The 15,157-nt window shown below is 66.6% G+C and carries 10 protein-coding genes; 2 read left to right on the forward strand and 8 right to left on the reverse strand.

Annotated elements, in window-relative coordinates:
• The first annotated feature begins 2 nt into the window (after positions 1-2).
• On the forward strand, positions 3-1,652 hold the full coding sequence (locus tag ACUN0C_RS09725) for an AIPR family protein (protein WP_445466157.1): 1,650 nt from the start codon (positions 3-5) through the stop codon (positions 1,650-1,652).
• Between the two features lie 15 nt (positions 1,653-1,667).
• Here ACUN0C_RS09725 and ettA read toward each other — a convergent pair whose 3' ends face one another.
• From ettA to ypfJ, 8 genes are all read right to left on the reverse strand, one after another.
• A complete protein-coding gene (gene ettA, locus ACUN0C_RS09730) occupies positions 1,668-3,323 on the reverse strand; it encodes an energy-dependent translational throttle protein EttA (protein WP_445466158.1) in 1,656 nt (551 codons plus the stop codon).
• Between the two features lie 95 nt (positions 3,324-3,418).
• A complete protein-coding gene (locus ACUN0C_RS09735) occupies positions 3,419-5,623 on the reverse strand; it encodes a putative bifunctional diguanylate cyclase/phosphodiesterase (RefSeq protein ID WP_445466159.1) in 2,205 nt (734 codons plus the stop codon).
• A gap of 166 nt (positions 5,624-5,789) precedes the next feature.
• Positions 5,790-6,698 carry a trypsin-like serine peptidase gene (locus ACUN0C_RS09740; protein ID WP_445466160.1) on the reverse strand — a complete coding sequence of 303 codons (909 nt, stop codon included), beginning with the start codon at positions 6,696-6,698 and terminating at the stop codon, positions 5,790-5,792.
• Between the two features lie 59 nt (positions 6,699-6,757).
• A complete protein-coding gene (locus ACUN0C_RS09745; protein ID WP_445466161.1) occupies positions 6,758-7,930 on the reverse strand; it encodes a lytic murein transglycosylase in 1,173 nt (390 codons plus the stop codon).
• 257 nt (positions 7,931-8,187) lie between these two features.
• Positions 8,188-8,949, reverse strand: a complete 762-nt coding sequence (locus ACUN0C_RS09750) for an ABC transporter permease (protein WP_445466162.1) — start codon at positions 8,947-8,949, stop codon at positions 8,188-8,190.
• The gene (locus ACUN0C_RS09755) at positions 8,949-9,872 is read right to left on the reverse strand and encodes an ABC transporter ATP-binding protein (RefSeq protein ID WP_445466163.1); all 924 of its coding nucleotides are present in this window, start codon (positions 9,870-9,872) and stop codon (positions 8,949-8,951) included. Before ACUN0C_RS09755 ends, ACUN0C_RS09750 begins: the two co-directional genes overlap by 1 nt.
• 168 nt (positions 9,873-10,040) lie before the next feature.
• Positions 10,041-10,568, reverse strand: coding sequence for a DUF2937 family protein (locus ACUN0C_RS09760; protein ID WP_445466164.1), 528 nt, complete (start codon positions 10,566-10,568; stop codon positions 10,041-10,043).
• Between the two features lie 10 nt (positions 10,569-10,578).
• The gene (gene ypfJ / locus ACUN0C_RS09765) at positions 10,579-11,514 is read right to left on the reverse strand and encodes a KPN_02809 family neutral zinc metallopeptidase (RefSeq protein WP_445466165.1); all 936 of its coding nucleotides are present in this window, start codon (positions 11,512-11,514) and stop codon (positions 10,579-10,581) included.
• A 272-nt stretch (positions 11,515-11,786) separates the two neighbouring features.
• On the opposite strand from ypfJ, the gene carB reads away from it, so the two are divergent.
• Positions 11,787-15,131, forward strand: coding sequence for a carbamoyl-phosphate synthase large subunit (gene carB, locus ACUN0C_RS09770; protein ID WP_445466166.1), 3,345 nt, complete (start codon positions 11,787-11,789; stop codon positions 15,129-15,131).
• The last annotated feature ends 26 nt before the right edge of the window (positions 15,132-15,157 follow it).

Consider the following 15,157-nt stretch of genomic DNA (forward strand, 5'->3'; position numbering starts at 1 on the left):
AAGTGGCTGAACTTCAACACGCTCAGATCAGAGCAAAGCTCCTAGAACAGGTTGTTCCACACATTGATGGAACCGACATCCCGGTTGGTCCCGGCCAAACCGATCACCTCTTGTCCCGCGCAATAGCAGCTGTTTCCGTTCGCATAATTGGACAGATCGAAATCCCACTCGCATGCGATTCGCTTGTTGATGGCGCCCAAGATAATGGAATTGACGCTATTTATTACGACACTTCCACTGGAACGCTTATTCTAGTTCAGTCTAAGTGGAGCAATACACACAGCTCGTCCATAGACTCAGCTGGCGTTTTAAAATTTATTCAGGGCGTTCGGGATCTTATATCTAATAAACGGCTTCGATTTAACACTAAGGTTCAAACTCGATGGCCGGAGATTGAAGATGCCCTAATGCGCCTGGCTCACGTCCGTCTGGTCGTTGCTTATTCTGGATCATCAAATATACATCGGGATGTTGAATTCGGGCTTCGTGATTTCGTTAGCTCCCAGAATGATACATCAGAACTATTTTCCTATGCTGTTGTTTCTCAGAAGCAACTATTCCAATACTTCGTACATGAGGCCGCACCGCCACAGATTAAGTTGACAATACGATTGTCCCATTACGGACTAGTCGAGGCGCCACTTCAGGCCGTTTACGGCCAAGTGTCGGCGACTGATGTTTCCGAATGGTATCGGGAGCACGGGAATAACTTGTTTGCTGGAAATATTCGCAATTTCTTGGGGCTGCGCTCAGAAGTAAACGCAGCCATCCAGAAAACATTGGCAGAGAACCCCTCCAATTTTTGGTATTTTAATAACGGCATGACAATAATTGTCGAAAAGATGAAGAAGCAGGCAATCGGAGGTGCAGACCGATCGGTAGGTATTTTCGAGTGCGATGGGGTTACAATTGTAAACGGCGCTCAAACCGTTGGGACTATTGGACGGTCAGTGTCACAAAACTCAGATGCATCTCTACATGCGCGGATCATCGTCGTTGATGATCCGAACTCGATGATTGGTCAACAGATTACCCGCGCATCCAATACGCAGAACAAAATTGATTCACGAAATTTTGTCGCACTCGACGCTAATCAAGAAAGAATACGAATGGAGCTTTTGATATCAGGCGTTGGATACGAATACCGGGAGGGCGAACCGCTAACTGAAATAGCAAATGGTTTTGAGTTTGTTGAGGGGATTATTGCACTTGCTTGCGCTAGTAACGAGATGTCATATGTGGCTTTATCCAAGGGATATGTTGGCGGCCTGTATGCCGATATTGGCGCCCCGCCATATCGTTCACTATTTAATTCGGGAACGTCTTCAAAACGACTGTGGGCGTTAGTGTCATTGTGCCGACGGATTGATTTAGTCGTAAAGAACAACCATGATAAGAATTCTCCGATAGCTCGTGGAATAGTCGTTCACGGAAACAGGTTCCTGATGCATTGCGTATTGAAACGACTCGAACAGTCTTATGCGCTGGATGGCGACGACCTGATTTCTGACGACGCAATCTTGGAGGCAACTACATTCATGATCTCCAGAATAGAGGAGGCGCTCCAAGCTGAATTTCCCGATTCATACCTAGCGCCTCTATTTAAGAATGTGACCAAATGTACCTTAATTAAGGCGCGCGTCGGACTCTGAGTTTTATGCAATTCCTCACCGCGTCAGCGGCTTGTACTTGATCCTGCGCGGGTTCTCGACGGCGTCGGCGCCGAGGCGGCGCTTCTTGTCCTCTTCGTAGGCCTGGAAGTTGCCCTCGAACCACTCGACGTGGCTGTCGCCCTCGAAGGCGAGGATGTGGGTGGCGAGCCGGTCGAGGAACATGCGGTCGTGGCTGATGACCACGGCGCAGCCGGCGAAATCCTCCAGCGCCTCCTCGAGCGCGGCGAGCGTCTCGGTGTCGAGGTCGTTGGTCGGCTCGTCGAGGAGGAGCACGTTCGCGCCCGACTTCAGCATCTTGGCGAGGTGCACGCGGTTGCGCTCGCCGCCGGAGAGCCGGCCGACCGGCTTCTGCTGGTCGCCGCCCTTGAAGTTGAAGGCGCCGCAATAGGCGCGCGAGTTCATCTCGCGCTTGCCGAGCTGGATCACCTCGGCGCCGCCGGAGATCTCCTCCCAGACGGTGGCGTTCGGGTCGAGCCCGCGGTTCTGCTCGGCATAGCCGAGCACGGCGGTGTCGCCGATCCGGATCGAGCCGGAATCCGGCTCTTCCTCGTTGGTGATCATCTTGAAGAGCGTCGTCTTGCCGGCGCCGTTCGGGCCGATCACCCCGACGATGCCGCCGGGCGGCAGCTTGAAGGAGAGGTCGTCGATGAGGAGGCGGTCGCCGAAGCCCTTGGAGAGGTGCTCGGCGTCGATGACGACCTCGCCGAGCCGCGGCCCGGGCGGGATCACGATCTGCGCGTCGCGCGACTGCAGCCGCGCCTCGTTGGCCTTCAGCAGCTCGTCATAGGCCTTGATGCGCGCCTTCGACTTCGCCTGGCGCGCCTGCGGGCTGCGGCCCATCCATTCGCGCTCGCGCTCCAGCACCTTTTGGCGGGCGGCGTCCTCGCGCTGCTCCTGGGCGAAGCGCTTCGCCTTCTGCTCCAGATAGGCGGTGTAATTGCCCTGGTAGGGGATGCCGCGGCCGCGGTCGAGCTCCAGGATCCAGCCCGTCACGTTGTCGAGGAAGTAGCGGTCGTGGGTGACGATCAGGACGGCGCCCGGATATTGCACGAGGTGCTTCTCCAGCCAGGCGACGGTCTCCGCGTCGAGGTGGTTGGTCGGCTCGTCGAGGAGCAGCAGCTCCGGCTCCCACAGCAGCAGCCGGCAGAGCGCGACGCGGCGGCGCTCGCCGCCGGAGAGCGTGTTCACGTCGGCGTCGCCCGGCGGGCAGCGCAGCGCGTCCATCGCCATCTGCACCTTCGATTCGAGGTCCCACAGGTTCTTCGAATCGATCTCGTCCTGGAGCTCGGCCGCCTCCGCCGCCGTCTCGTCCGAGTAGTTCATCATCAGCTCGTTGTAGCGGTCGATGATCGCCTGCCGCTCGGCGACCCCCTCCATCACGTTGCCGAGCACGTCCTTGGACGGGTCGAGCACGGGCTCCTGCGAGAGGTAGCCGACGCGGGCGCCCTCCGCCGCCCAGGCCTCGCCGGTGAACTCCTTGTCCATGCCGGCCATGATCCTGAGCAGCGTCGACTTGCCCGAGCCGTTCGGGCCGAGCACGCCGATCTTGGCGTCCGGGTAGAATTGCAGGTTGATGCCGTCGAGCACCTTCTTGCCGCCCGAATAGGCCTTGGAGAGGTCGTGCATGTAGTAGATGAACTGGCGCGCCATGGCTGCCGATGCTCCGTCGGAGGGATGTCGGGAAGGTCGGCGCCTGTTTAAGGGAAGCGGCGCGCCGGGGCAATCCGGCGTGCGGGTGCGCCGCCTCAGCCGGCGCGGCGAAAGGCGGCCGCCGCCTCGATCTGCGGGGCAAGCACGGGCCGGCCGTAATAGAAGCCCTGGCCGAAATCGCAGCCCATGATCTTGAGGAGCGCGTCCATCTCGGGCGTCTCCACGCCTTCCGCAACCACCGTCATGCCGAGCCCGTGGGCCATCTCGATCACCGAACGGACGATGATCCGGTCGGCCGGCTCGCGCGTCATGGAGCGGACGAAGGACGTGTCGATCTTCACGCCGTCGACCGGCAGCTCGCGCAGATGCGTGAGCGAGGCGTAGCCCGTGCCGAAATCGTCGAGGATGATCCGGAAGCCGGCCGCGTGCATCTCCGAAACCTTGCGCATGGCGACGTCGGCGCCGCGGCCGAGCAGCACGCCCTCGGTGATCTCGAGGCGGATGTCGGCCGGGCTCAGGCCGTGCTTCTCGATGAGATGGATGAGCGTATCGGGAAAGGCGGAGTCCCGCAGCTGGCCGGCGGCGATGTTGACGCCGATGCCGTGGACGGGAACGCCGGTCCGGCGCCAGTCGGCAAACTGCGGCACCGCGAGCTGGATCGCCCTGTTGGAAAGCAGGCGCCCGATCGCGGGGTCCTCCAGCGCGTCGATGAACTCGCCGGCGGACCGCAGCCCGTCCGTCGGATGGCACCAGCGGATCAGCACTTCCTGCGCCACCGCCTCGCCGGAACGGAGGCACACGACCGGCTGGTAGGCGACCGTGAAATGATGCTGGTCGATCGCCTCGCGGACCTCCTGGAACAGCCTGTGCCGGTGCTCGACCCGTGCCCCGAGCTCCGGGCTGTAGACCGCCCAGCGGTCGCCGCCGGCATGCTTCGCCTCGTAGACGGCGATGTCGGCGCGGCGGAGCAGCTCGTCGCTCGGCTTGGGACCGCGCGCGACCGCGATCCCGACCGATGCGCCCACGCGGAGCGTCTGCCCGTTGTATTGAATCGGCGCCGTGGCGGTCGCCAGCACCCGGTCGGCGATCTCCGGCAGCGAAACGGTTTCGTCCCCCTGCAGGAACACCGCGAACTCGTCGCCGCCGGGACGGGCGATCAGCGCATCGTCTCCGAGGCAGCCCGTGAGGCGGGCGGCCATGTCGCGGAGGAGCTGGTCGCCTGCATGGTGGCCGAGCGTGTCGTTCACGTCCTTGAAATTGTCGAGGTCGACGAGAAGGAGCGCGGCGGGGTTCTCCTGCGATGCCTCCGCCGCCGCCCTCGTCAGCGTGTCGCGGAACACCCGGCGGTTGGCGAGCCCGGTCAGCCCGTCGCGGGTGGCGAGCCGCTCCAGCTCGGCCTTCATCTCGCATTCGCGGGTGACGTCCTGGACGGTGCCGATGACGCGGTCGCGAGCGTCGCGCTCGCCGATCACGCGCACCCACCTCGATTCGTCGACGTCGCCATCGAGGCCTGATTCGAGAATGAACGGTCGCCCCGACGAAGCCGTCGCCCGGAAGGCATCGAGCAGCGCCGCCCGATCCCGCGCCGGCTGCTGCCGGAATCCGTCGGCGAAGGTCGCCGGGGCTTCACCGGTGCAGCCCAGGATGGCGAGCGCCTCCGGCGTCCAGCTCGCATCGCCGGTCGCCAGGTCGACGGACCAGCCGCCGATCCGCGCCAGGCGGGAAATCTGCCGGAGCTGTCGCTCCTGGTCCTCGAGCAGGCGGTTCTGCTCGAGGAGGAGGTGCAGCTGCCGCCTGCGCTGCCGGAGGTTGCGTTCGAGCCTGAGACCGGCCTGATGCTGGCGGATGAGTTCGACCGTCTGAGCCGCCAGGAGCTCCAGCAGCGAGCAGTCGCGCGCGGAGAATTGCCGGGGTTCGCGGTCCATGACGCACAGGCTGCCGATCCGGACGTCGGGCCCGACGATGAGTGGCGCACCGGCGTAGAAGCGCAGGAAGGGCTCGCCCGTGACCTGCGGATTGTCGGCGAAGCGGGGATCGGCGGCGGCATCCGGAACGACGAAGACCTCATCCGAGCGGATCGTCGCGTCACAGAAGGCTACGCGCCGGTCGGTGCCGGTCATGCACATGCCGCGGCTCGCCTTGAACCACTGGCGGTCGGCGCCGACCAGCGACACGGTCGCCATCGGAAGGTCGAAGACGCGACAGGCGAGATCGACCATGCGGTCGAAGCCGGGCGTGCGTTCGGTATCGACGATCTGAAGGCGGTCGAGATACCGCAGACGCTCTTTCTCGCTGGCCATGTCCCGGCGCCCGATCTTTCGTTCCTCCACCGCTAGTCGAGGATCGGTTCGGATTGCGTTAACGGGGTCGACGCAACCGATGCGCGTAAATTTATGCGATTTTTAGCGGATGGTCCGCCAGAACAAGGAGACGGCCGGGAGAACGACCGGACGCCGGTTCGGATCGTCACTCGGGCTTCTGCCCGGCGGCCGGCATGCGCTCCGCCAGGCTCCGCCCCGCTTCGAGCACGGCGGCGTCGGTCCCGAGTGCGGTCGTCACGCTTCCCGTCCGCTCGTCGTAGGGCGCACCGCGGAACCGGTCCTCGCGCCAGGGCCCCGTCGTGATCGTCATGCCGCGGAACACCAGGCGGCCGTCGACCCTTGCCAGGTGCATGCCGCCCGAAGACGAGCCGCTGGCGTCGCAGTCGGTGCGGTAGAAGCTCGTCGCCGCACTGGAGATGGGGGCGCGGCGGATCGAGCAGCCCTGCGTGACCGGGACCGCCTTGTCGACCTCCTTCTCCATGCCGGCCGGATGCGCGGTGACGACGATGAGCCGGTCGCCCGCGGCAACGGGCGGGGCGTCCGCCACAGGGAACGGCTCGGCCCCCGGGATCGGCTCGGCGAGGCGAACGACCGCCCAGTCGTCGTTGGAGCCAGGCTTCGGGGGCGAGGCTCCGAACCGCGCATTTGCGGGGTCGAGCAGGAGGTCGATCATCATCCAATCGGCCGCCTGGTTGCGGAAGAAGCATTTGGAGCGCTTCCGCCCCGAGGGCTCGAAGAAGATGTGGCCGGCGGTGAGGACCTGCCGGTTCGTGAGATAGAGCGCGCCGCTGCCGACGGAGGGCGAAGGCGACAGGCACCCGACATAGCCCGAGACGCGGCGGATCCGCTCGACCTCCTGCTGGGAAAGGCCGAGCGAGGGGGCCAGCACGAGGAGCGAGTCGCGGTCGTCGCGGCCGTCGATGATGTTGGCGCGATGGAGCAGCCCCGGCCAGGGCCAATCCGGCGCGGGCAGGCGCCCCGGACCGGCCGACGCCAATCCGATTGCAGCGATCAGGAAGGCAAGGCCCGCCAAAGCGGACGAAGGCAGCGGCATGGCGGGACCATAGGAGAGCGCCTTCCGCCGCTCCAGCCCCTCCGCGGCCGCGCCGCGCTCTAGCGGCCGCCGAGCGCCCGGTAGATCTTCATGCCGGGCCGACCCGTCGGCGGCATGCCGGCGCGCTGTTCGGCATCCCTGATCGCCTCGCGCGTGAGCGGGCCGACCTTGCCGTCCGGCTCGCCGATCTGGTAGCCGGCGGCGACCAGCAGCCGCTGCAGCTCGAAGCGCTGAGCGCGCGAAAGCGGCGGGTCGTCGGTCGGCCAGGGCGTGCGGAAGGTCGGCAGGCCGGCCATCCGGTCGGCGAGGTGCGAGATCGCCAGCGCGTAGGATTCCGCCTGGTTGTAGGCGTAGATCGCATCGAAGTTCTTGAAGACCAGGAAGCCGGGGCCGCGCGGGCCGGACGGCAGGAGCAGGCCCGCCTGGGCGCCGCCGGAAAGGGCGGCACCGTCGGCCCTCACCACGCCGCGGCTGCCCCAGGTGGAGAGCGGCGCCTTCTGTTTACGCCCCGTCGGGCCGGAATAGTTCGGCGGCACCTTCACCTCGATCATCCAGGACCCGCCCGGCTGCCACCCCGCCCTGCGCAGATAGTTGGCGGTCGAGCCGAGCGCGTCCGGCACCGACTTGACCAGGTCGCGCCGGCCGTCGCCGTCGAAGTCGACCGCGAGCCGCTCGTAGGTGGAGGGGATGAACTGGGTCTGGCCGAAGGCGCCCGCCCAGGACCCGTAGAGCTCGTTCAGCTGGAGGTCGCCGCGAGTGACGAGCTTCAGCGCCGCGATGAGCTCTCCGCGCCAGAAGGCCGTGCGGCGCCCGCCCTGGCAGGCGAGCGTGGCGAGCGAGTGCGGAAGGAAATTGTCGCCGGCATCCTGGCCGAAATTCGATTCCACGCCCCACACCGCGGCGATCACGAAGCGGTTGACGCCGAAGCGCTCCTCGGCCGCGCGCAGCACGTTGTCGTAGCGGCGCATCATCACCCTGCCCTGCTCGACCCTCTCCTCGTCGACGAGGAAGCCGAGATAGTCCCAGATCGGCGTCTTGAACTCCGGCTGCGCGCGCGACAGCCGCATCACTTTCTCGTCGGGCTGGCTGATGGCGAGCGCGCGATCCGCGACGGCGCGGCTGACCCCCGCCTTCACGGCGGCGTCCTTCAGCCCGCCGACGCAGGCGGAAAAGTTCGCCAGCGCCGGCGAGGCGAAAAGGACGGGCAGGACGGCAAGGACCGCGAGGCGCATGTGGGGCTGGCTCCTTCGTGTTCCGAATCGGCAGTCTAGTCGGAGAATGGGGGCAATTGAATCCGAAGCGGCCGGGACTGCGCCGATCCAACGGTCACGAACCCGTGGCTGGGCCGCACGCGCATTGCATGGCCGGGAAGTGCGGAGATTTCATGCCCGACCTTCTCACGGGCGGTCCGCGCGGCCGCGCGGCCTCGCACAGCGCGGGGCTGGTGACGGCGCAGGCCTTCCCGGCGGAAGGAACCGGGGCGCGGGCGTCAGTTCTTCAGCTTGTAGCCGGTGCGGAAGATCCAGGCGATGAGGGCGAGGCAGATGGCGAGGAAGACGAGCGTCATGAACACGCTCACCCCGATGCCGACATCGGCCCTGCCGTAGAAGCTCCAGCGGAAGCCGCTGACGAGATAGACCACCGGATTGAAGAGCGTCACCGTGCGCCAGAACGGCGGCAGCATGTCGATCGAATAGAAGCTGCCGCCGAGGAAGGTGAGCGGGGTGACGATGAGGAGCGGCACGAGCTGCAGCTTCTCGAAGCCGTCGGCCCAGATGCCGATGATGAAGCCGAACAGGCTGAACGTGACCGCCGTGAGCACGAGGAAGCCGAGCATCCAGAGCGGATGCTCGATCCGCAGCGGCACGAACAGGCCGGCAGTGGCGAGGATGATGAGGCCGAGCATGATCGACTTGGTCGCCGCCGCGCCGACATAGCCGATCACGATCTCCCAGTACGAGACCGGGGCGGAGAGCAGCTCGTAGACCGTCCCCGTGAACTTCGGGAAATAGATGCCGAAGGAAGCGTTCGAGATGCTCTGGGTGAGCAGCGACAGCATGATCAGGCCCGGCACGATGAAGGCGCCGTAGCTCACCCCGTCGATCGATTCGATCCGCGAGCCGATCGCCGAGCCGAACACCACGAAATAGAGCGAGGTGGAGATCACCGGCGACACGATGCTCTGCAGCAGCGTGCGGAAGGCGCGCGCCATCTCGAAGCGGTAGATGGCGGAAATGGCGTGCCGGTTCATCACCGCTCCCTCACCAGGCCGACGAAGATCTCTTCGAGCGAGCTCTCGCGCGTCTGCAGGTCGCGGAAGCGGATGCCGGCGCCGGCAAGGTCCTGCAGGAGCGTCGTGATGCCGGTCCGCTCCGCCTGCGTGTCGTAGGTGTAGACGAGCCTGTCGCCGCCGTTCACGATCTCGAGGCCGTGGCGGGCGAGCGCGGGCGGAACGGCCTCCACCGGCTCGTGCAGCTCCAGTATGAGCTGCTTGCGGCCGAGCTTGCGCATCAGCGCCGTCTTCTCCTCCACCAGGATCAGCTCGCCGTGGCTGATGACGCCGACCCGATCGGCCATCTCCTCCGCCTCCTCGATGTAGTGCGTGGTCAGGATGACGGTGACGCCGGTCTCCCGCAGTTCGCGCACGAGGCGCCACATGTCGCGGCGGAGCTCGACGTCGACGCCGGCAGTCGGCTCGTCGAGGAAGAGGATCGACGGCTCGTGGGAAAGCGCCTTGGCGATCAGCACGCGCCGCTTCATGCCGCCCGACAGCGTCATGATCTTCGAATCGCGCTTGTCCCAGAGCGAGAGTGCCTTCAGCACGTGCTCGACATGGGCCGGGTCGGCCGGCTTGCCGAACAGGCCGCGGCTGAAGGAAACCGTCGCCCGGACCGTCTCGAAGGCGTCCGTCGTGAGCTCCTGCGGCACCAGGCCGATCATGGAGCGGGCGATCCGGTAGTCCGATACGATGTCGTGGCCGCCGACCCGCACCGTCCCCGACGTCGGGTTGACGATGCCGCAGACGACGCTGATGAGCGTGGTCTTGCCGGCGCCGTTCGGCCCGAGCAGCGCGAAGATCTCGCCTTTTCGGATCTCCAGGTCGACGTGCTTCAGCGCCCGGAACCCGGTCGCATAGGTCTTCGAGAGGTCGGAGACTTCGATGATCGGCTGCATGGCGCGGACAACTCGCGAGACGCGGAGGAGCGGCCGCTCGCATCCGGAACGGCCGGTGCGGCGAGGGTCGCCTTTCTACGCCGCCGAAGCGAACTTGGCCAGCCGCCCCCGTCGCGCCCCACCCGTCTCGCCGCGCCGCCGGCGGAGAAGCCGGCCGCGCGCCCGGCTCTACCAGTTCGCGCGACCCCCGGCTGCCGGTGCGGGCCCTGCCCTCCGGCTGCGCCGCCGGAACGGCAGGAGGACGAGCCATGCGAGGAGCGCGCCGAGCAGGAGCCCGAGGCCGGCCCAGAGAAGGCCGGCCGGGGTGACAGGCACCGCCGGCTCGAAATCGGACCAGGCGCCCTCCACCACCCTTTCGTCGGGGAACTGCAGGACCGCGAGCGGCCTGAGCGCCGGGGCGACGGCGTCCATCCGCTCGCGCTGGCGGGCGAGGTTCTCGTAGCGGCGCACCACGCCGGTCATGGTCTCGCCGCGGTCGCGCAGGAAGTTCTCGTCCGACCGGTCGTAGGTGGCGAGTGCCTCCTCGCGGGTCAGCCGGTTGCGCCCGGCGTCGGCGTCGAAATCGGCCACGACCTGCCTGATCTCGTCGAGTGCGCCGCCGAGCCGCTGCCGGTACTGCTGCGCGAATTCCGGCAGCTGGGAGGCGCCCACGCCGCCGGCCAGCGCGGCGGCGATGACGATCGCCCGCCTGATCACGCGATCCCCCTCAGTTCGACGCCGTCATCGTGTCGCAGGCGTCCAGGTCGCCGGTCTCGAAGCCGCGCCGGAACCAGCGCATCCGCTCCTCCGACGTGCCGTGGTTGAAGCTGTCCGGCACGACGTAGCCCTGCGAACGCTTCTGGATCATGTCGTCGCCGATCTGCTGGGCGGCGTTGAGCGCCTCCTCGATGTCGCCCTCCTCCAGCAGCCCGCGACGTTCGGTGCGGTTCGCCCAGATGCCGGCGAAGCAGTCCGCCTGCAGCTCGACCCGCACCGACATCGCGTTCGCGTCGCGCTCGCTGAGGCGCGCGCGGGCACGCGCGAATTCGGGCAGGATGCCGATCAGGTTCTGCACGTGGTGCCCGACCTCGTGCGCGATGACGTAGGCCTGCGCGAAGTCGCCGGGCGCCTGGAAGCGGCGGTGGAGTTCCTCGAAGAAGGAGAGATCGAGATAGATGCGCTGGTCGCCCGGGCAGTAGAAGGGGCCGACGGCGGCGCTCGCGAAGCCGCAGGCCGAACGCGCGCCGCCTTCGAAGAGGACGAGCGTCGGCTCGCGATATTCGGCGCCGGCATCGGCGAAGATGCGGTTCCAGGTGTCCTCGGTCTCGGCGAGCACGGTTGCGACGAAGGCCCTCGTCTCGTCGCTGACGGCCGGGCCGGTCCTCTGCGCGCTGACCGATCCGGTCTGGCCCGGGCGATCTGCGCGCTGCGTCTCCGTCGGTTGGGACGTCGGGCCTCCGCCCTCCTGGAGGAGGTCCATCGGATTGATGCCGAAGAAGACCATCAGGATCACGGCGAGGATCAGCATGCCGATCCCGCCGCCGCCGGCGCGCCGGATCACCGGGCCGCCGCCGCGACCCATCCCGGTCGGCATCCGGAAGCCGCCGCCGCCGCCGCGCCGATCCTCAATGTTGCTGCTCTGACGGCGCCCTTGCCAACGCATCGAACGGTCGCTCCCGCGAGAATTCACCCGGCTATGTAAGCAGCGGAGCCGTGCGCCGGTTCCGGTCCATGCGATACTTCGCTGCGGTCGCGGCAGGGCGCTGCTGCTGCAGGGAGATTGCACGGCGCACGCCCGCCGCGCCGCGCCTCAGCGGCCAGCCGGTCGCCTTTGCGCGTCCGGTCTTTTCCTTTATAAGCCCCGGACTCTCACGTCGGGAAGCAGTCTCTCTCCGGCCGGGCATCGTCGCCAGGCTCTTCAAACACGCGCGGATTATGCCGAAACGCACCGATATTTCCTCCATCCTCATCATCGGCGCCGGCCCGATCATCATCGGGCAGGCGTGCGAGTTCGATTATTCCGGCACGCAGGCCTGCAAGGCGCTGCGCGCGGAGGGCTACCGGATCATCCTGGTCAATTCCAACCCGGCGACGATCATGACGGACCCGGAGATGGCGGACGCGACCTATATCGAGCCGATCACGCCCGAGATCGTCGCACAGATCATCGAGAAGGAGCGCCCGGACGCGCTCCTGCCGACCATGGGCGGTCAGACGGCGCTGAACTGCGCCCTTTCGCTCAACAAGATGGGCGTGCTCGAGAAGTACGGCGTCGAGATGATCGGCGCCCGCGCCGAGGTCATCGACAAGGCCGAGGACCGCGAGCTCTTCCGCGATGCGATGAGCAAGATCGGGCTGGAGACGCCGCGTGCCGCCTTCGTCAACATGCACGAGATGTCGCGGCGGCTGACGGCGGCGAACGCCGCGGGCATGCCGGCCGCGGAGCGGCAGCACCTCATCGAGGAATACCATCTCAACGCCCGCACCCAGGCGCTGCAGGCGACGAAGGTCACCGGCCTCCCCGCCGTGGTGCGGCCGTCCTTCACGCTCGGCGGCACGGGCGGCGGCATCGCCTACACGATCGACGAGCTCTACGACCTGGTCCTCACCGGCGTCGACGCCTCACCCACCAACGAGGTCCTGATCGAGCAGTCGGTGCTCGGCTGGAAGGAGTACGAGATGGAGGTCGTCCGGGACCGGGACGACAATTGCATCATCATCTGCTCCATCGAGAACGTCGATCCGATGGGCATCCATACCGGCGATTCGGTCACGGTCGCGCCGGCGCTGACGCTGACCGACAAGGAATACCAGTCGATGCGCGACGCCTCGATCGCGGTGCTGCGCGAGATCGGCGTGGAGACCGGCGGATCGAACGTGCAGTTCGCGATCAACCCGGCCGACGGGCGGATGGTGGTGATCGAGATGAACCCGCGCGTGTCCCGCTCCTCCGCGCTCGCCTCCAAGGCGACCGGCTTCCCGATCGCCAAGGTCGCGGCGAAGCTGGCGGTCGGCTACACGCTCGACGAGCTGGAGAACGACATCACCGGCGGCGCGACGCCCGCCGCCTTCGAGCCGACGATCGACTACGTCGTCACCAAGATCCCGCGTTTCGCCTTCGAGAAGTTCCCGGGCGCCGAGCCCACGCTGACCACGTCCATGAAGTCGGTCGGCGAAGTCATGGCCATGGGCCGCACCTTCCAGGAATCGTTCCAGAAGGCGCTCCGCGGCCTGGAGACCGGGCTCACCGGCCTCGACGAGGTCGCGATCGCCGGCCTCGGGCAGGGCGACGACCGGAACGCCGTCCGCGCCGCGCTGGCCGCCCCCCGGCCGGACCGGCTGCTGACGGTGGCGCAAGCGCTCCGGCTCGGCATGACCGTGGAGGAAATCCACCGCGCCTGCCACATCGATCCGTGGTTCATCCGGCAGATCGAGGGCCTCGTGGAGACCGAGGCCCGCGTCCGCGAGCACGGGCTGCCGCAAAGCGCCGGGCTCATGCGCCGGCTGAAGGCCATGGGCTTCTCCGACGCGCGGCTCGCGACGCTCTCCGGCGCGAGCGAGGCGGACGTCCGCGCCCATCGGCACGCCCTAGCCGTGCACCCGGTCTTCAAGCGGGTCGACACCTGCGCCGCGGAGTTCGCCTCGCCCACCGCCTACATGTACTCGACCTACGAGACGCCGTTCGCCGGCCTGCCGGAGGACGAGGCGCGGCCGTCCGACCGCCGCAAGGTGATCATCCTTGGCGGCGGGCCGAACCGGATCGGGCAAGGCATCGAGTTCGACTATTGCTGCTGCCACGCCGCCTTCGCGCTCGACGATGCCGGCTACGAGTCGATCATGATCAACTGCAATCCGGAGACGGTCTCGACCGACTACGATACCTCCGACCGGCTCTATTTCGAGCCGCTCACCGCCGAGGACGTGCTGGAGATCATCCGAACCGAGCAGTCGAACGGGACGCTGCACGGCGTGATCGTCCAGTTCGGGGGACAGACCCCGCTGAAGCTCGCCGGCGCGCTCCAGGAGGCGAACGTGCCCATTCTCGGCACGTCGCCCGACGCGATCGACCTCGCCGAGGACCGCGACCGCTTCAAGACGCTGCTGGAGAAGCTCGGCCTCCGCCAGCCGAACAACGGCATCGCCCGCTCCGCCCAGGAGGCCCGCGCCGTCGCCGACCGGATCGGCTACCCGGTGGTCATCCGGCCGTCCTACGTGCTCGGCGGCCGCGCCATGGAGATCGTCCGCGATCCGGCCCAGCTCGAGCGCTACATGACCGACGCGGTCGTCGTCTCCGGCACCTCGCCGGTCCTGATCGACAGCTACCTCGCGGATGCGATCGAGGTCGACGTCGACGCGCTCTGCGACGGCAAGGACGTCTTCGTCTGCGGCATCATGGAGCACATCGAGGAAGCCGGCATCCATTCCGGCGACTCGGCCTGCACGCTGCCGCCGCACTCGCTGCCGGCGGAGATCATCGCCGAGCTGGAACGGCAGACCGAGCTTCTCGCCCGCGGGCTGGAGGTCGGCGGCCTGATGAACGTCCAGTACGCGGTGAAGGACGGCGACATCTACGTGCTCGAAGTCAATCCGCGCGCCTCGCGCACCGTGCCCTTCGTGGCGAAGACGATCGGGATCCCGATCGCCAAGATCGCCGCCAGGGTGATGGCCGGGGAGCCGCTCGCCTCCTTCGGGCTGAAGCGCCCCGCGTTCGATCACATCGCGGTGAAGGAGGCGGTTTTCCCGTTCGCCCGTTTCCCCGGCGTCGACACCGTGCTCGGCCCCGAGATGCGGTCGACCGGCGAGGTGATGGGGCTGGACAATTCATTCCCGATCGCCTTCGCCAAGAGCCAGCTCGGCTCCGGCACCAAGGTCCCGACCGGCGGCACCGTGTTCGTCTCCGTGCGCGACGGCGACAAGCCGCGCATCGTGGAGCCGGTGCGCCGGCTTGCGGAGCTCGGCTTCCGCATCATCGCCACGCAGGGGACGCAACACTTCTTGGCCGGGCAGGGCATTGAGTGCGACAAGGTCAACAAGGTTCTTGAAGGCCGGCCGCATATCGTCGATGCTATCAAGAACGGCGAGGTGCAGCTGGTCTTCAATACCACCGAAGGCCTGCAGGCTCTCGCCGATAGTCGCTCTCTCAGGCGCGCAGCCCTCCTGCACAAGGTCCCCTATTACACGACCCTGTCAGGTGCGGTTGCCGCGGCGCTCGGCATCGAGGCGCTGTTGAGCGGCAGGCTTGAGGTGAAGCCGCTGCAGGCCTATTTCGCAGCGGCTTGAGCCCTGATGACCGGGTTGTCCCGGCG

It is taken from the genome of Faunimonas sp. B44 (genome assembly GCF_052655945.1).

Excerpts from the sequence above, each read along its gene's own strand:
- ettA (WP_445466158.1), bottom strand. The coding sequence starts at position 3,323 with ATGGCGCGCCAGTTCATCTACTACATGCACGACCTCTCCAAGGCCTAT.
- ACUN0C_RS09745 (WP_445466161.1), bottom strand. The coding sequence starts at position 7,930 with ATGCGCCTCGCGGTCCTTGCCGTCCTGCCCGTCCTTTTCGCCTCGCCG.
- ypfJ (WP_445466165.1), bottom strand. The coding sequence starts at position 11,514 with ATGCGTTGGCAAGGGCGCCGTCAGAGCAGCAACATTGAGGATCGGCGC.
- ACUN0C_RS09755 (WP_445466163.1), bottom strand. The coding sequence starts at position 9,872 with ATGCAGCCGATCATCGAAGTCTCCGACCTCTCGAAGACCTATGCGACC.
- ACUN0C_RS09750 (WP_445466162.1), bottom strand. The coding sequence starts at position 8,949 with ATGAACCGGCACGCCATTTCCGCCATCTACCGCTTCGAGATGGCGCGC.
- ACUN0C_RS09740 (WP_445466160.1), bottom strand. The coding sequence starts at position 6,698 with ATGCCGCTGCCTTCGTCCGCTTTGGCGGGCCTTGCCTTCCTGATCGCT.
- carB (WP_445466166.1), top strand. The coding sequence starts at position 11,787 with ATGCCGAAACGCACCGATATTTCCTCCATCCTCATCATCGGCGCCGGC.
- ACUN0C_RS09735 (WP_445466159.1), bottom strand. The coding sequence starts at position 5,623 with ATGGCCAGCGAGAAAGAGCGTCTGCGGTATCTCGACCGCCTTCAGATC.